Raw genomic sequence first — 19,487 nt, 5'->3', positions numbered from 1 at the left:
AATTTTCACTTTAAACAATACTTTTACCAGTCAATCGCAATAAATAAATCAATACTCTGACGGGAAACATTTAAGAATTATAAAACAGGTACTACTTCAAGACTTATCAGGTATCTGTAATATTTAGTAGCATCGCAACAATTACTTATTGACAAATACCGCGAAAAAAATTGAGATTCAAAATAAACAAACAAAACAACAGATTCTATGATTCAATCAAGGAGTAAGATCAGCTGTTTTTATAGACTCTCTTGAATCAAACAACCCAGTAACAGTCATCCTCTTTCTTATACGGGTTAGCGTTTGCCGCTCAACTCCAAGGTAAGACGCCAAATTGGTTATGGATATTCGCTCAAGTAAATCAGGATGCTCTTTCATAAACTTTAAGTAGCGCTCTTCAGCTGTATCAAAGAGAAAGCCTTCAATACGACGATGATGAATTTTCAATGCCTCCTCTGCAACTAACCGACCATAGCGCTCTAAAACCGGAAACGTTTCATAGCCTGCTTCAATGTGGCTAAAAGGGATTTTAACTATGATACTCGACTCTATACATTGAAAGTAATATTTAGTTGGGTTTTCCGTAATAAAAGCTGAGAAGTGTGTTGCAAATTCATTTTCCTTGATGAATTTTACAGAAATTTGATTTCCAAAATTATCGATATAATATACTCTAATCAATCCCGAATACAAAAATCCAACTTCTTTTTGCATAGTATTCGGAGAACTATAAAGTTCCCTGGCCGATACTTTAGAAACTACCAAGCCACTCTCAATATAATCCAGTGCGATTTGCGTAACTTGCGGACAAACCACTTTAATTGAATGCAAGTAAGTACGAATAGCTGTTATCAATTTTCAATAAGTTAATAATTACAAATGCTTTAAAGTGGTCCTGTTTGCGCCTTGAAATCCTTTAATAATGAAGAAACAGAAATCAAAAAAACGCGACTTGCTTTATTGAATTAATTCTAACAAAATAAATTGAAAAAAGTTTGATCAAAATTGACGAAAGTCAATAAATTGGAGTTGATAAAAAACGTAACCTTACTAACACTTTTCAATCATTAAATCCAGGAAGCAAATTAGTTAAGCAATCGTAAGTGCTGTAATCGCGCCCACAAAGTAAAAATCCCGCACTACTACTGGTCAAATAAGTGAATTATGCTCTCAATTTTTTTACCGATATCGTACTTAGTATCACGAAAATCAAAAAAGCTATATCTTCTTTCTCCTGTTTTAAATGATCAATTATCTCCTTAGAAGAAGTGCCTATGATAACATTTTTATGGTATTTGGTAATTGTTATTAACTCAAATAAATCGACTTTATCATAAACAATTAAAATACACGCCAAATAGGACTCTGCCATCATCTCAACCTTGTCTCTACTATATTTTTCGATGGTGAACAAATGTTTCAACCTCGATTTAACATAATTGGCTAAAGCTTTATTCTTATCACATATTAAAATTTTTTTCATACACTGATGCTCCATTTTACTTTATTTATGGGTTTATGGTCTTACTTGTAATCTTTCTTATATATAAGCCTATCTAGAGAGTATTCGCCTGGGCCCGTAAAAAATAGCGCAGCATAGAGTAGCAAATAGAGTATCGCATGTTCTCGGTCTGCTATAGGCTCGCCCTTGTGAATGAATAAAACAATCACCAACAGAAGAACGATAAGAGGAAAAAGAGCAAAACGGGTAAACAGTCCAAAAACTAAGAAAAGCGTGCAAACTAACTCGCAAAAAACAGTAAAGGAATAACTAAACGTTGAACCCAAATTAAATGGATCAGGCCATTCAGCACTGTCCTTTGCAAAATTGTTAAATTTTGACCAGCCGTGAAATAACATTAAAGCACAGTTGAACCGCAAAAATAGCAGGCCTATATTATACGACCAGGCCTTTGGTAATGCAACCTTTTTTAAAAATCGTTTACTTTTAAATAAAATCATAATTAGTATTATTTGAAATTTGTTGACTTCCCCTTGGCAGAATTTAGATTCTTACAGGATTTTTTTTAGTAAATGGTATAAACTACAATATATAACGTTCCTTAGCTAGCCTTTAAAAATTTCATGCAAAAGATCCGTAGGTGCATTCAAACGGCCCTACACACTTAAAGTGATGAACTGAAAATAATTTTTAATGTTGAGAACCGCTTTCCGCAATTCGTTTTCTAATTCGTGTTAATGATTGCCGCTCAATACCAAGAGATGTGCATAAGTTAGATAGGGATACTCGATCAATCAAATCAGGATACTCTTTTAAAAATTTCAAATAGCGCTCTTCGGCTGTCTCAAAAAGGAAACTCTCAATACGCTTTTGCAGTATCTTTAAAACCTCCTCGGCAACCAATCTGCCATATCTTTCCAAAATCGGAAACTTTTCGTAACCTCCTTGTATATGCTCATAGGGTATGTTAACTATGATGCTTGGCTCAATACACTGAAAGTAATATTTACTTGGGTTCTGAGTAATAAAGGCAGAAAAATGTGTTGCAAACTCGTTTTCACGTATGAATTTAACTGAAATTTGATTGCCATTGTTATCTATGTAGAAACCGCGTAGTAGTCCGGAATAAACAAATCCAATATGTCTTTGAACACTGTTTGCATCTATATAGATCTGCTTGGCTTTTAATTTAGAAATTGTTAAGCCACTTTCAATGTAGTTCAATTCATTAGCTGTTACTTCTGGGCAAAGCGCCTTCACTGAATGCAAATAGGCTTGAATAGCTTCGGTCATTTATAAATAGTATTATATAACAATGTAATTAATTTAATTAAGATCATTTGTTGCTGGAAAGCAAAACATTCATGAACATGATTGATTTCTGTTTGAGCTTCTCTACACTTTAAAATAAATTCCAACATTATTTTGCCAGTATCTTTTTCGTGATTATTCCTCCATCAGTAATGACTTTGATGATATATGTTCCTGTGGCTACGTTACCAACTTGGAGCTTTATATTAGACTGATCTTGGTCGTCTAGCTGCCACTCGGTTATTTGCTGTCCTAACAGATTATACATGGATACAGACTTAACAATCACTTCTTGAAGTACATTTTTAATGGTAATAACATTACTGGTCTGCGCATGTGTTATCGAAACACCATAAAGACCCTCATTTTCACCAACTCCAAGTGAAGAACCATCAGTAAAACGTAGTGAGAATCGTGAGTCATAAGTTCCTGAAGGTAAATAAACCTGATACGCTTGAGATTTAATGCTGTTGTATGTATCCGATTCATTATCGTAGATAAAAATATCCTGACCCTCATCAAAGTTTTCTTTATTATCAACTACAAATGTCACTAATCCCGATGTTGCATTTTTAACACCAAGGGGATAGATAGCATTGACATTAAAAAATCCTTCGCCACTAATATTGAGTTTTTCAGTACCATTAATAAAATACATATCGTTAGAAAGTGTTTCAATGCTAATACCATCATATCCATTATCGTATCCTGAAGTAGCGTGCTCATTCATAAAACCGAGTAAGATTTGGCGGTGTAGGTTATCTGTCGCATTGAATCCCAATCGAATTTTCATGAATTGTTGTTGCTCAAAATCATCCTGCGCATTATTCATTAATGGGTCAACATTGTCTGCACTTGCTCGATTTATAGTTTTAAACAGTGTAAAAGAATTAACTGTATCGTCCTCCTTGATAAACAATCTTTGCGCATTGTTAAAGGTTATTGTACCTCCACTTGTTGATCCCGTAACAAAAAAACCTTGACCTACCGGTATAAATCGCTTAGCCACCTTACTACTAGATCCTAATCCACTAATACCGGAAGGGGCAACCGGAGGCGTACCGCCAGTTTTGGTATATGTTCCATATCCTCCTTGATATTGTATCGTATAATGGGACGAATTCGTAGGATAGTGCTCCCAAAAGTATAGCGTTCCTATTAGACTGGAAGCGTTGTCATCTATGAACTTATCGGCATCAATAGCAGATGCATAGGGATTACCACAAAGATTAAGGTTACCAGGACCAACAATTGACGTAATCGTGCCACTATTAGGCTTTCCAACAAAAGTATAGTTTTGGTTTAAAGTGGAACTTCCGCTACCCTTCAAAGTGTAACCCTGACCTGCCAATAAAGTTCCATTCTGACCTACAGGTGACCAGTTTGCATAGGAATTCGTCGAATTTTGGAATTTATAAATCCAATAACTACTCAAGGTTAAAGGAACTGTAGGTGAACTATTAACGCCTGTTGTCCATGATAGATTCTGAGGCAAATTTGTAGTTCCGTCTTTCATTACACCTGCTACGGTAAACCCATGATTAATAGTACTATTATTAATTGAACTCACAGGGGAAGACCAATAATTGTAATTGAACTTATTGGATTGACCTTGTTGATCTCTTTCTAACGATCCTGCACTTGTTGCATCAAGTTCAGACTGAGCAGTCTGCACCAATTGTGATTTTCCAACTAAATCAATCTTACCATCTAATTTTAAGTACCAATCATTCTGTAATTTTGTATCGTTGGTCATATTCACGGTCAATCCTGGATCAATAAACAGACCTAAATCTGTGCTGTTTGCCGTTTCTGTTATATCATGCTTCACTTGAATGATTGCAAAATCAGAATCAAATACATCCAAACCTCTGATGTCCTTGGTAGGATCATCAACGGCGGTAGCAAAAGTACCAGTCCTTAAAGTGGTAAACGGCATCGGTGCTTCTTGAACAGCAATTACTTTATGGTTATACATTTTCATTCCTGAACCCACATCAATTGTACTTGTCGTTAGATCATCAACAATATCATCTTTGTAGGTATCCATTCTATAATAGCGGATTACATTAGCAAATGGTAGCGAACCAACATCCTTAGGCACTATTGATCCACGAACCTGTGTAGAAGAATTTTGTATCTCTTGATAAACCATTCTTTGCACCTGTAGTGCTGTCAGTGCAGTATTGAACACTCGTACTTCATCTATTTTTCCCTTAAAATAGTCGGTACTACTCAAAGGATTTTTACCAATTGTAAGTTTACTTGTATCCGAGGCAATACCGCCTCCAACTGCTTGTGAAGCAACCAACTTGCCATTTAAATAAAGTGCAAGGGTACCGCCTCCATAGGTGGCTGCTAAATGATACCATTGTGACTTGTTAAGTGCTGTACTATAAGTTAATGTTGAGCCATTAACAAGTACTTGTAAAGTTCGACTGCTAGTAACTCTTACCTGGAATTTATCTTGGCCCACAACAACACCAGTAGTGCTGAAGTTTGAATTTAAATCAACCCAAGCCATTAATGTCGCATTGGATAATCCTCCTAAAACCGAAATATTTTCAGCGTAGTCATTTCTTCCATCAAAATCCAAATAAAGTTTGCGATTCAAGTCTCTAGGTGAGCCCTTAACAGCATCATCGGTATCCAAAACATCCAAAATACCATCACTATCTGCATCTCCTGAACCATCCACCTTTCCATCACCATTGGCATCAAAACTGGCATAAAGGCCAGTTTGAATATCCTTAATGCCGTCACTGTTGGAATCCAACTGAAGATAATCAGAAATACTGTTCGCGTCCGTATCCTGAGCATAAACTCTAAAGTTAGTTCCAAATACGGTGGTGTTGTCAAAAAGATCGAGTATACCATCGGAATCTGTGTCCACCCCATCACCTTTTCCGTCACCATTAACATCGCCATCTCCATTGAGAAGACCTGCCTCGTCAACATCCCAAAAGGAATCATTATCGCTGTCCAAATCTAAATAATTGGGTATTCCATCGCCATCAGAATCAACTATCATATAGGTTGATGCACTGATCATTGTATCGATGGAATCACTTATTCCATTAGTATTAGAATCCGTCCAGTTTGCAGCATTGGATATATCCATTGTAGCGGTATTATTACTATACTGCTTAAATCCAGCTTCTTCTATGTCCGGAATACCATCATTATCAGAATCCAAATCTAAATTATCGGTAACCCCATCACCATCCGAATCTTTACAACTTTGATTAATGGTAATTTGTATATCATCAATAAAATTCCCAAAGTTTACACCACCAGTCGAAGAAATAGGAGAAAAAGCAATAACTAAAGAAGTTTGACCAGTTGGTATAACATAAGTCCCTGCATAAGCCCCCCAAGCGCTTATTCCATCAGACAATGTTGCAATAGTTGAAACAGAACCTATTGCAGCACCGACTCGAACAGCAGCCACATCAATACCTGCTCTTCCTCTGTGCTTAACACTCCAATTTATAGTACCTCCTGCTCCATTCAAACAAAATGTTTGATAAATAGTGCCGGCATTTAATTTAACAAATTGATTTCCTGTAGCAGCTGGCACACCATTAAATCCGGTGCTCCAAACTTCAAAAGAACTCTCAACCGAGTTCATCCACCCCGACATATTTGCCAGCGGTACCATACTTGACGAGGAAGTAGCTATAACAGGCGTTTCAAAATTACCATTCATAAAAGAGGCATTACTACATAAGCCGCACTCCAAAACATCTGTAATTCCATCATTATCATCATCACCATCTAAGGCATAATCCACACCATCACCATCAATATCACTTTTAACAGTTATCGTACCCGTTGCCGTTGCTGAACCACAGACACTAAGTAGTGAAATACTATAATTAAAGACACCCGATACCGTTGGAGTACCAGCTATGGTAATCGTATTACTCGACCATGTAGCAATAACCCCTGCTGGTAATCCTGATGCTGGAGCTATACCAGTAGCACCGGTTGTCAAATGAGTAATCGGTGTTATAGAAGCATTAACATTCACGGAAGGAGTCGCGGAAGCGGGTCCCACTGTTGGAGTCGGTAAAATAGCAACAGTAATTACATTACTGGTAGCACTCGAAGTAGTGGTGCACAACGCGGTGCTTGTCATTACTACATCCACCGTCTGGCCGTTGCTAAGTGTACTGGTTACATAAGTGTTTGAATTAGTGTTTTGAACCGATACCCCATTAACTCTAAAATTGTAAGTAGGAGATACACCTCCATTAGTCGGGGTAGCTGTAAATGTAACTGCACTTCCGGCACAAATTCCACTTATAGGACTAAGGGCCAATGCAACACTTGGCGTGACTGTAGTAATAACATTCATCACAACTGCATTTGAACTTGCTGTCGGATTACCACAAGAACTACCGGTCACAGAAATGCTACAACTAAAACTAGTACCATTAGAAATTGAACTTGTAGTATAAATGTTTGAGGAGCCCGTCTGAACTATTACGCTGTTTCTTCTAAAAGTGTACGTAATTGTCCCTCCACCAGTATTGTTGGCAGTAGCGGTAAAAGTAACACTAGTTCCTGAACAAATTGTATTTGCACTCGGAGTGATGCTCACTGTAGTATTAAGGGCATTAATTGAAATCGGATTTGAAGTAACTGAAACAACATTCGAACAAACACCACCGCTCACACTGAGAACACAATCAAACACATCCCCATTGGCATAAGTACTTGTAGAATAAGTACTTGAAGAGCCACTTTGCACCGTTACTCCGTTTCGCTGAAAGATATAAGTAATGCTTCCAACTCCAGAAGTATTAGAAGCCGTTGCTGTAAAAACAACATTGGCTCCTGTACATAAAGTCGTTCCAGAAGATGTCAATACAATAGTTGGACTAGTAACATTAAAGTTAAGCGTATTAGAACCCGCTACTGTAGAAGTTAAACAACTTCCACCACTAACCGTTATATTACATTTTATAGCTGATCCATTTGCAATAGTGGAACTGCTATAAACATTCGAAGCGCCACTTTGCATGATAGCTCCATTGTTTAAAAAGGTATACGTAACTGTACCGCCTCCGGTATTCATAGCAGTAGCGGTAATAGTTGCTGAATTACCAACACAAAAAGTTGTTGCAGATGAAGTGATGCTAACAGTGGGAGTACTATTTGCTCCTATCGATAATACAATCGAATTTGAAGTTGCAGTAGTACTAGATAGACAAGTTCCGCCAAGAACCGAAATATCACAACCCACTACAACACCATTGGCAGGATTTGTTAGCACATAGGAATTGATGGTTCCGTTTTGAACACTTACTCCATTTACTCTAAAATTATACGAAATAACTCCGCCACCCGTATTACTCGAAGTTGCTGTAAAAGTTGCTGAACTACCACTACAATTTGTGGTTGATGGCGTACTTAGTACTACAGAAGGTGTAGAAACTGCGTTAACCACCATGGCGATTGAATTAGAAGTAGCTGTTGTTTGTGCCAAACAAGTACCGCCACTTATACTGATTTGACAAGTCACGATATCACCTTGTAGTAAACTAGTCGTTGTAAAAGTAGAAGAAAACCCACTTTGAACGCTCACCCCATTGATCTTGAAAGAATATGAGATTGCTCCTCCTCCGGTTTGTAAAGCTGTTGCATTAAATGTTGCACTGCTTCCTAAACAGATATTTGAAGAGCTTGTTGATAAGGTAACAGTAGGTGTAAAGTTATTCACAGTTATCATTACAACTGCGTTACTACTGCAAGAACCACTAGTTACTGTGTAGGTCATTGTTGCAGTTCCTGCTGCTAAGGTAGTAACCAATCCAGAAGCATTAATCGTAGCTACTACTGCATTGCTACTTGACCAAACACCCCCAGGCGTACTATTAGATAATTGCGTAGTATCCCCTAAACATACGCTGGTACTTCCAGAAATCGGTGCAACAACAGGGTTGCCACTCGATAAAACAGTAACTAAGTTAGACTGATAAGTTGCTGTATCACATCCTGAAGCATCAGGTGTCACAACACAACTTACCACATCATTAATTTGTAAATTAGTATTAACATAGGTGCTGGAACTTGTCCCCACATTTGCGCCATTCACCTTCCATTGGTATGTGGGTGACGCACCAACATTAGATGCAGTTACAGTATAAGTTCCTGCGTTAGTATTAACAACTTTAGCGTTGGAAATTGTTCCATTGACATTGTTAATAGAAACATCAACCAAAAGCGGAAGTGATGGCGTCAGGGCACTGGAATAAAACAAAGTTCCGTTTCTGTAATACCGTACAATATTGCTTTCTACTGCTACTCTAAAACGATCACCAGCATTGTAAGAACCGAAACTACCTCTTAATGATCCTGACTCATAAACTTGGCAGGTGCCATTATTCCTCAGATTGATGGCATATTGTATAGTGTTGAAATTAGAATTAACATTTGAGGTACTTAAACCACACATTCGTTCGGCAGTAGTTTCTGTTGCAGTAAACTCCAAATATCCGTTGTTACCAACAGCGTTGTAGGAAGCGGCACCACCATTCCAGTTACCATTGGACTGTGTTTTTAGTAAACTACTTCCTAAAGCACTCACATTCTGTAAAGAAGCTGTATTCCAAACTACATCCTCAGAAACTACGTTAGGACAGGTTGCTGTAGCGACTGTTCCACGAACTACTATATCTGAACCTGTTAAATTGGCAATCGCCTTATTTACAATAGCATTTGATGCAATATTACCAGAAGCAGAACATCCAGTTACACTTGGAGTGAGTATACAGGACACTACATCATTTGGTGCTATTGATGAATTAGAATACACTGCACTATTTGTCCCTACATTTAAACCATTTAATTTCCATTGAAATGAAGGAGAAGTACCTGCATTGGTCGCAAGAGCACTAAATAAACCAGAATAGTAGTTAGAAATAAAGGCATTTGTAACCGTACCATTCACGTTGTTAATCGAAACATCCACTAACAATGGAAGAGTTGGGGAAATAGCACTTGTAAACGTTAGAACATCATTTCTGTAATACTTTACAATAGCACTCTCAATGGCGATTTTAAAACGATCACTGCCAGAAAAAGCACCAAATGATCCTCTACTTGTTCCAGATTCAAAGATTTCACAGATCCCATCGTTACGCAGATACCATGCATATTGAATAGTATTATAATTGGCATTTGTATTTGTAGAACTTAATCCAACCATACGAGCCTTGTCGGTTTCTGTGGCTGTAAATTGAAAAAATCCATTGTTTTTAACAGTATTCCAGGATGAAGCTCCTCCATTCCAGCTCCCATTTGATTGTATCTTCTGTAAGCTATTACCACTAGCCGATACATTTAATAATGAGGCAGTTTGCCAAACAATATTCTCTTCCGCAGTTTTACAAGCAGCAATATCGGCATTGGCTTGTATATAAAATTCAATTGGGGTCTGTCCGATAAAGTTATTGGAAATGGCATTTGATAGTACAGGACTTACACCAAAACAGCCACTAATAGTAGGAGTCAATTGACAAGTTATGATATCATTATTAGTCAAATTGGTATTAGTGTAGGTAGCACCACCACTTCCAACATTCATCCCATTCAATTTCCATTGAAAAGTTGGATTCAAACCAGCATTGGTAGAGGATGCTGTAAATGTACCACTGTTAAAATTTGAAACAATGGCATTGGTAATTGTACCATTAACATTATGAATTGATACATCAACCAAAAGTGGCAGCGCGGGAGCAATTGCACTAATGTATTGAAGCGAGCCATTTAGATAATATTTTACAACTCCTGCTTCAACAGCAATCTTAAATACTGAACCAGCGGAATAAGCGCCAAAATTTCCTCTAGTAGTTCCAGATTCATAGATTTCACAAATTCCATCATTACGCATATACCAGGCATACTGAATGGTATTATAATTAGAGTTAATATTCGTTGCACTTAATCCAGCCATTCTAGCAGTGTTCGTTTCAGAAGCGGTAAACTCCAAATAACCATTGTTACTTACCGTGTTGTACGAAGCAGCGCCACCATTCCAATTCCCATTGGACTGAATTTTTAGTAAACTGTTACCCGTTGCAAGCAAATTAGAATTTTCTGAACCCTTCCAAACAACATACTCGGAGGATATAATGCAACCTGTATTTACGGCAGTCCCTTGAATAAAAAATTCAATCCCTACTGGATTACTTACTTGCTGATTCACGATAACATTAGACTCAATTTGAGCATTAAAACATCCAGATAAGTCCGGTGTTAAAATACAGGAAACAACATCCCCACCACCTAAAGAAGAATTGGTATAAGTGCTACTGTTAGTACCAACACTTGCTCCATTTACATACCACTGGTAACTCGGTGAAGCGCCAGCATTCGTGGAACTTGCAGTAAACACACCAGCATTATAATTCGTAATTTTAGCGTCAGTGATGGTACCACCAATATTATGAATGGAGACATCTGCAATCATTGGCATACTTGGAATAATGGTGGAGGTGTAACGCAATACATTATTCAGGTAATATTTTACTACCATTTCTTCGACACTTACTTTAAACACAGTACCCGCGGTGTAAGCACCAAAATTTCCCCTAGTAGTTCCAGATTCATAGATTTCACATATACCATCATTACGCAAATACCAAGCGAACTGTATGGTATTATAATTAGCGTTGGTATTGACTGAACTTAAACCGGCCATTCGAGCAGTCGATGTCTCTGTAGCCGTAAACTCAAAAGAGCCATTGTTTGAAACAATGTTACGCGATGCCGCTCCACCATCCCAATTTCCATTAGACTGAATTTTAATAAGGCTGTTATCTGAAGTACTTAAATTTAACAATGAAGATGTGAGCCAACGAACATCCTCTTTGGCCACATTACAGCCGGTGTTGGCTGGTGTTCCTTGGATAACAAATTCAATTGAAGTTGGTGCTCCTACTTGAACCGTAGTGATGGCATTGGAAGCATAATTTGTGGTACCGCATCCCCCAAAATCAGGAGTTAATAGACAACTTACCACATCTCCACTGGTTAAAAAAGCATTGGAATAGGTACTGCTGTTTGAACCTACATTTGACCCATTAAGTAGCCACTGGTACGACGGGTTGGGTCCCGCACCGCTAGAAAATGCAGTAAAGGTATTATTACTTAAATTAGATACTATCGCATTTGAAACCGTTCCCAAAACATTATGAATAGAAACATCAACTAGTAAAGGTAACGACGGAACTACTGCACTTGAATATACTAGGGCACCGTTCAAATAATAATTTACCACTCCAGCTTTGACTGCTATTTTAAAAATGGAATTGGCAGCATAGGAACCGAAAGTACCTCTACTACTACCCGATTCATAAATTTCACAAATACCATCATTACGCAAATACCATGCAAATTGAATGGTGTTATAATTTGAGTTGACATTACTTGAACTCAACCCTACCATCCTAGCAGTATTAGTTTCTACACCTGTAAATTGGAAATAACCGTTATCGCTTACCCTATTCCAAGAAGAAGCACCACCATTCCAATTCCCATTAGATTGAATTTTTAAAAGACTATTAGTTGTAGCTTGAACATTTTCTAAATCTGAAATTTTCCACTTTACTTGCTCATCAACAGTACTACATGATGATGAAGCTATACCACCAGTAATATAGAAATCAATGGATGCATCCGTACCTATCGACTTATTCGTAATCGCATTGGAAGTATATGGTGTAACATTGGAACAACTAGGCAGATCAGGTAGTAAAGTACAGGTTACCACATCATTATTAGATAACGCCGTATTGGTATAGGTCGGACTGTTTGCTCCAACATTAATCCCATTTAGCTTCCATTGATAAATAGGAGAAATTCCGGCATTAGTAGCTGTAGCAGTAAACACCCCATTGTTATAGTTGGATACAATTGCATTTGTTATCGTACCACCTACAGAATTTATGGAAACATCAACCAGCAATGGTAAACTAGGAGCAATTGTACTGATATAGCGCAAGACTCCGTTTTGGTAATATTTAACGACATTAGCTTCAACCGTAATCTTAAATATATTATTAGACACATAGGCCCCATATACACCGCGACTACTCCCCGATTCAAAAACTTCCCATTGACCATCACTTCTCAAATAAATCGCATACTGAATCGTATTATAATTTGAATTTACATTAGAAGTACTCAATCCTATCATCCGAGCACTATTGGTTTCTGAGGCGGTAAATTGAAAATAACCATTATTACCTACAGTATTCCATGAGGAAGCTCCTCCATCCCAATTATTTGATTGAATTTTACGCAAACTATTTCCCGTTCCGGTAATTTGAGTGTTTGTCAATTCAGCAATTTTCCACCGAACTTCTTCGTCAGATGTGTTACAAGCTGTAGTCCCAACTGTGCCTTGAATATAAAAGTCAATACTAGTGGGTGAAGAAACTGATTTGTTGGTAACAGAATTGGAAGTCAAACTAGTAGGGGAACCACAAACGCCAACATAGCTTAATACGCACGAAACAACATCATTGTCAGATAACGCAGTAGTGCTATAGGTTGTGCTGTTTGTACCTACATTGTTCCCGTTTAATTTCCATTGATAACTCGGTGAAGACGCTACATTTACAGCGGTAGCCGTGAATGATCCTGTAGCATAATTGGATACAATGGCATTAGAAACAGTACCATTAACATTATTGATAGAGACATCAACCAATAAAGGTAGATTTGGGGCAATTGTACTGATGTATCTTAATGTATTATTTTGGTAGTACTTTATGACATTTGCTTCAACCGAAATCTTAAATACATCGGTGGTTCCATACGAGCCAAAAGAGCCACGACTGGTTCCTGATTCATATATTTCACATGTACCATTATTTCGCAAATACCAAGCATATTGAATAGAATTAAAACTAGCATTAGAATTGGTAGAACTTAAGCCAACCATCCGTTCTGTATTGGTTTCTGAAGCAGTAAATTGAAAATAACCATGATTAGACAAGGTATTCCAAGAAGCAGCACCGCCATCCCAATTGCCGTTGGAGTTTACTTTGATTAAGTTATTTCCACTTGATTGAGTATTAACTAAATCTGATAATTTCCAAACGACTTGTTCATCGGCTGAACTACAAGCTGAACTTGCTGCGGCATTTTGAATGTAGAATTCAACTCCGGATGGAACAAAAGGAATTGAAAAGTAAGCACTTTGGTTACACTCTAATGCTTGTCGATTGGCGATTGAAAGTGCCGAGGGAAAAACCAAAACCTCACCAAGATGACCTGTAGTAAATCGACTTACCGTACCACCATTAAACCAAGCTCCAATTACAAAACGGTTTTGAAGTGTATAATTGGTTCCAGAAATAGACGCAGTGGGCAAAGCAGTTCCCTCTTTAAAACCAGAAACTGTCGTGCTATTTGCAACAAATGTAAAAATTCTAGTAGTACCATTGCCAGAAAGGAAATTATCCTGAACCCCAGCTCCACTTGGGTTTGCTGCAATTCCAAAGGTCAAAGGTCTTCCAGATAAATCAGGTCGGTCTTGAATGTCAAATCCTTGCGTTGCATTGTGATTATTATCTAATAGTGTTTGAATGGTAGCCTGACTCGTACCCGTTGTTGTCCATCGTGCCACTATATTGGCCGTAAAACCAGTAAATCCAGTAGTTGGAAAAGAAGTATGGGTTAAAAAACTTGAACCGGTAAAATAAACAGACGGAACTCCATTTTGTCGCTCAATCACCCCAGCATTGACAATTCTTGGTTGGCTTGCCAATGTACTTTGTGTAACATGTCGGTTAAACCCGCTCTGATCATACCAAGTCTGAACAAAGCCATTGCCGGAACCCACGAAAGCCAACAACGTAGTTTCATCAAGCAAACCAGCAGGTGTAAAACCAATATTTTGTGTAGTATTATCACTGCTTCGGCGCACCAATATGGCATTACCGGTATAAGCGCTACTTAATTTCCTTAAACTATAAGCTCCTCCAGAGGAAGCCACTGATGTCATCCCAACATTGTTGAGCGTGTTTTGAGCATACAAACCAAAGTTTAATCCTGATAAAAACAGAAACAGTGTTGCGATTAAACTTTTAACCAATTGATACTTCTTTGTAGAAAATGAATAATTTTGTTTCATAATTCCTAGTAATAGTTTTTTCATAAGTTTTGGGGCTTATTATTTAAGTAAAAATGCTTGTTGAATTCTTTAAATTAACAGTCATTACTTTACTAAAATATATTATATGCAAAGTTGTAATATGATTTTACAACTTACCTGACACAAATGTGTCAGTACTAAAAACCCAAAAATTAAAACCATTAGTTAATTTCACGGCAGTAATTTCTCAATCAATAAATGCACAAGTGTAGAATGAATAAATTAAATTACAGTCCTAATGACAATCGTTCCACGGCACTATCCTTTTAACCAAGCGTTCTTTAGCGTTTCTTTAGTGAGATCTGTTGCTTGATAGCCTTCAATATTCTCATAATAAAGCCCTACTTTACCGGTTAATAGCTGTTCTGTTCCGTCTCGTATTATCTTTACGGTAATGGCGTCTCCATCTTTCCACTCTTTACTTTTTGTTGACAATTCAGAAATAGTTGTTGTGTCGTAATTTATTCCATTAAATGCTTTTATAATATCACCAGCTCTCAAATCCAATGCTTTCATGAACGCAGTTGTTTTACTGTTAGGGTCAATCATTAATTCATTTTTACTCTGATCAAGACTTAAACTAAACTTAGCTTCAGGTACTTTAACCGATGTTCTAGTTACCCCTACTCTAGCAAAATAATCATCATAATTAATAGATTTTGAACCTGCCACATAATTAGCTAGAAAAGTGCCAACTTCCGGAAAGGTCAACGCAGTAATTTTATCAAAAAGTTCGTCATCAGTAAACGCTCTTTTACTTCCGTATGCAACAGATAGCTTTTGCATTAAGTCTAAAATACCATTTTTACCATTACTTTTATCCCTTATAATGAGGTCTAGACACATTGCAATTAAAGCCCCTTTTTCGTACACATTTGTATACTGGTCTTTATAAGGATCCTCCAAAACATTAGTACTCATAATTGTGAAAGGCAAAGTATCATTATAGGCTTTGGCATGTTCTATTTTATCATTGAGTCTTTTGTAAAAAGCATCTTCACTAATCAAACCTTGATTAACTTGAAATAAGTTCGCAAAATATTCCGTAACTCCCTCATACAACCACAAATGTTTAGACATTTTAGGGTTATTAAAATCAAAATCTTGAATCTCTTTAGAGTGAATAGTCAAGGGGGTCACGATATGGAAAAATTCATGAGAAATCACATCCTTTAAAGTTTCCACCAGTTGTTCTCGGCCCATAACTTCTGGCATAACCACTGTAGTTGCTGTTGGATGTTCCAAGGCTCCAAAACCTCTTGCGTCCGCTTTACTCAAATCGCACAAGTACAACAAAATACTGTACTTTTTTGTCGTATCAAACGAGCCTAAAAATGTTTTTTGAGCGGTCATTACATCTTTAACTTCAGGCAAGATACTTTCGGCAGTTATTGTTCCGTTGGATGCATAGACTGATAAAAGGATTTGCATTCCATTCACAGTAAAAGAACTGTAGTTGGGTTTTGAATACATTATCGGATTTTCAACAAGTTCAGCATATCTCGATGTGTAAAAAACATCTTTAGTCTTGCTATCATCTGTATCTTGCATTGATGTTGCGCCCCATAACGCTTCAGGGTGTGTGATGGTAACTTGGTATGGTGTTGATAATAAACCAGGAAAGTATCCAACAAAGCCATGCGTATTCACCATAAAGTTTTTCCCCTCCTCAATATTAGTGCCTGCAGGAGAAAAAACATCTCCCTTTCCATGCCCTTCTCCTTTCTCAATATCGTAAGTATCGTTTACTGCATATGTAATTTTTGTGAGCTTTCTAGCATTTACTATTTTCCATGAATTAATATCGCTTTTAGTAACATTCAGTTCGTTCCCTTTAGCATCGAAAGCCCTAAACCCCTCAATAAATTGACCATAATTATCTGCTGAATAAGTACCTGGTACAATTTTTGGCAGTTGATATAGGACTACGTTTGAGGTTATTTTCGGAGGGCATACTGTAACTATAACTTTATCCTCTTTAACATTTAACAAATCAATGGCGACTTTTACATTTGAACTTGTGTTCTTTAGTTGCGCATTTACAGAACTCATAATAGAGCAAAGTAGTACTAGCGAATAAATTGATCTTTTCATAATTTTTTTTTCTAAGATTAATAGTTTATTTTTTTACTGTAAACTTTAAAATTGACCCTTCAACACATCCACCCCAATTGCGTACCCATAGGTTTTTCCAGTGGCATCTTTGTAAATTCTGATTTTATTGCAAGCCATTCCTAAATTGACCTTAGTCCAGGTTTTACCACCGTCTTTGGTTTCGTAGCCTGTATTCATGGTGCCTACAAAGCCGTGGTTTTCATCTATAAAACCAATACCAAATTCTCTTGCTCCAGCATCTTCCACTAAGTTGATTTCATTCCAAGTTTCACCGCCATCAGTTGTTTTGGCAATGCGTTGTTGTTTTACGTTGGGATCGGGATTATAGGATTGTATAGTTACATAGCCAACCTCCTTTGTTGGAAAAGAGGCCTTCCAAGTACCTTCAAATGGACGATTGGATTGGTATACCTTTTTCCATGTTTTTCCGCCATCGCTGGTTTTCAAAATCAAGGCATTCGATTTTTGTATATCTCCATCAGAGGCAGCGCAAACAAATCCATTGTCTTTGTCAAACATTTTGATATCAAAGAGCATTTTACAGTCGTTGTTCATACTATTGGAAGTCCAAGTTGCGCCACCATCGTGTGATACCATCTTATTAGCAGGAGAACCTACACGACCTACGGCATAGATATGTACTTTATAATCTATTTTTCCGTGATTAATATATTGCTCTTTAACAATATCAATGGCACAAAGTCCTTTAACATAAGGGCCTTTATAGTCAACAGGCTTCCAAGTTTTGCCACCATCTCTGGTTCCATACAAAGGAATAGAGTCCGTTACGTTTGGGAAATAATCAGTCCCAACAGTACCCGCAAAACCAACTGAACTATCCACAAAAGCAATGGTTCGGAAAAAAGTTCCTTTTTTTTCTAATTGTTTTTCCCAGGTTTCGCCGCCATTTTTTGTACTATAAATGCTTCCGTAACCATTTACATACCAACCTTCGTTTTCATTAATGAAGGTGATATCATCTTGTTTCCCCGGATAGCGTGCTGTATTCAATTTTTTCCATCCTTTTTCAGATAATGTCATTTCATCCTTTTTAGAAAGCACTTCGTTACTCCATTTTACTGCTGAAAGACCTACCTCTTGATTGTATTCATCAAATAATTGCTGAATCTGACCATTTGAAAATTTGTTGTATGCCTCCTGCATGGTTCCAGATTTAGCATAAAAATGATCTGTCGAAGGATAAGTCATCAATGTAGCATTACCTGGATGAAAGTAATTTACTACGCTAACAATTTGTTGATGGTCAGCTTTAGAAAACGCCTCAAAATCTGACTCTCCATATTGCACCAATACTTTTGCACTAGTATTTTTCCAATTTTCTAAATGCGGATAATCCTGAATTTGTCGCCAATATTCAGCATTCCTGGAGTAAATTTTACCTTTTCCATCGTATTGCCAAGTGGTTCTTAAAATACGATCTGCTGCAGGATCTTTAGCAATATCTTCCAGCTTTTCTTTTTTTACATAGAAGCGATAATTCAAATCATACTGAGCTATTACTGATTTTTCAACTTCTATTGGATTCATTCCTGCGAGAGCGTTCTGTACTCGATACATATCAAGCTGATATTCAAACCATGATCTAGCCGTAGTACCATAAACAACAACACCTGCTACTTGATTCTTAGCACTTAATGCAGGTGCAATAATTCCCCCCATCGAATGACCAACAATAATTATTTGATTAGAATCAACATACGGTAGTGATTTTAACTTTTTTAATGCGACTTCAAAATTTTCAACTTCATCCAATAAATCACAGGACTCGCAGGGTGGTGTGTCCTTGCTGTCGCCTAATCCGCTTTTCTCAACGCGGACTGTCACATAACCGGCATCAACATAAGCATCCACTATACGCTTATAGGGGTGGTTATTTGGCAAATCATCGATACTATTACATGTATATCCCGGAATAAACAACATAGCAGGCATTTTACTCTTATTGAAGGGCTTGTTGATAATTATACGAAGCTGTCCTGATTTGTATGAAACTTCATCATAAATCACCGTGGAGTTGTCATCTTTCTCATAAGGTCGGGCAATCACTTTTCCTTTCAAATTGAGTTTCTTCTTTCCTCGTAACACGGTAAGTTGAATTTCTTTTTCTGGCTCGAAGTCCAAAAAATGAGTAATGAATTCATCTACAGACAGAAAACTCTGGCTTCCAATCTTGAGAATAAGATCATTTTCTTGAAGCCTTAAGGCAACGCTTGTACCTCTTATGACTTGTAAAACTTTACAGCCGGAATTACCATTTTCAGAAACGTATTCAATTCGAGCACCCAATAGTGGTTTGCGCTCAAGTTGCGCACTTACATTCATAGAGATAACACCCAATAAAAGCAATAAAAAATTTCGAAACATGTGATTTTTTACTGCAAAGAAAGCAGGTGTTTTTATGAATAA

7 protein-coding genes are annotated in these 19,487 nt (G+C 37.3%); all 7 read right to left on the bottom strand.

Annotated features, from left to right (window positions below; all coding sequences use genetic code 11):
* Positions 1 to 216 precede the first annotated feature (216 nt).
* The 7 genes from GUU89_RS08315 to GUU89_RS08285 all read right to left on the bottom strand — a co-directional run bounded on the left by GUU89_RS08315 (position 217) and on the right by GUU89_RS08285 (position 19,445).
* Positions 217 to 855, bottom strand: a complete 639-nt coding sequence (locus GUU89_RS08315) for a Crp/Fnr family transcriptional regulator (protein WP_162127478.1) — start codon at positions 853 to 855, stop codon at positions 217 to 219.
* 307 nt (positions 856 to 1,162) lie between these two features.
* A complete protein-coding gene (locus GUU89_RS08310) occupies positions 1,163 to 1,483 on the bottom strand; it encodes a hypothetical protein (RefSeq protein WP_162127477.1) in 321 nt (106 codons plus the stop codon).
* A 41-nt stretch (positions 1,484 to 1,524) separates the two neighbouring features.
* Positions 1,525 to 1,962, bottom strand: a complete 438-nt coding sequence (locus GUU89_RS08305; RefSeq protein ID WP_162127476.1) for a DoxX family protein — start codon at positions 1,960 to 1,962, stop codon at positions 1,525 to 1,527.
* A 190-nt stretch (positions 1,963 to 2,152) separates the two neighbouring features.
* A complete protein-coding gene (locus GUU89_RS08300; RefSeq protein WP_162127475.1) occupies positions 2,153 to 2,755 on the bottom strand; it encodes a Crp/Fnr family transcriptional regulator in 603 nt (200 codons plus the stop codon).
* Positions 2,756 to 2,882: 127 nt separating this feature from the next.
* The gene (locus GUU89_RS08295; RefSeq protein ID WP_162127474.1) at positions 2,883 to 14,948 is read right to left on the bottom strand and encodes a LamG-like jellyroll fold domain-containing protein; all 12,066 of its coding nucleotides are present in this window, start codon (positions 14,946 to 14,948) and stop codon (positions 2,883 to 2,885) included.
* A 255-nt stretch (positions 14,949 to 15,203) separates the two neighbouring features.
* Positions 15,204 to 17,039: a M61 family metallopeptidase gene (locus tag GUU89_RS08290; RefSeq protein ID WP_162127473.1), complete on the bottom strand. Its 1,836-nt coding sequence runs from the start codon at positions 17,037 to 17,039 to the stop codon at positions 15,204 to 15,206.
* Positions 17,040 to 17,084: 45 nt separating this feature from the next.
* A complete protein-coding gene (locus GUU89_RS08285) occupies positions 17,085 to 19,445 on the bottom strand; it encodes an alpha/beta fold hydrolase (protein WP_162127472.1) in 2,361 nt (786 codons plus the stop codon).
* Positions 19,446 to 19,487 lie beyond the last annotated feature (42 nt).

The sequence above is a fragment of the Flavobacterium phycosphaerae genome (genome assembly GCF_010119235.1).
GTDB classification, from domain to species: Bacteria; Bacteroidota; Bacteroidia; order Flavobacteriales; family Flavobacteriaceae; genus Flavobacterium; species Flavobacterium phycosphaerae.
This window is presented reverse-complemented; position numbering and strand designations above follow the sequence as displayed.

Bases quoted from the DNA above. Each gene is read 5' to 3' on its own strand.
- GUU89_RS08310 (WP_162127477.1), bottom strand. From the start codon at position 1,483: ATGAAAAAAATTTTAATATGTGATAAGAATAAAGCTTTAGCCAATTAT.
- GUU89_RS08305 (WP_162127476.1), bottom strand. From the start codon at position 1,962: ATGATTTTATTTAAAAGTAAACGATTTTTAAAAAAGGTTGCATTACCA.
- GUU89_RS08300 (WP_162127475.1), bottom strand. From the start codon at position 2,755: ATGACCGAAGCTATTCAAGCCTATTTGCATTCAGTGAAGGCGCTTTGC.
- GUU89_RS08295 (WP_162127474.1), bottom strand. From the start codon at position 14,948: ATGAAAAAACTATTACTAGGAATTATGAAACAAAATTATTCATTTTCT.
- GUU89_RS08290 (WP_162127473.1), bottom strand. From the start codon at position 17,039: ATGAAAAGATCAATTTATTCGCTAGTACTACTTTGCTCTATTATGAGT.
- GUU89_RS08285 (WP_162127472.1), bottom strand. From the start codon at position 19,445: ATGTTTCGAAATTTTTTATTGCTTTTATTGGGTGTTATCTCTATGAAT.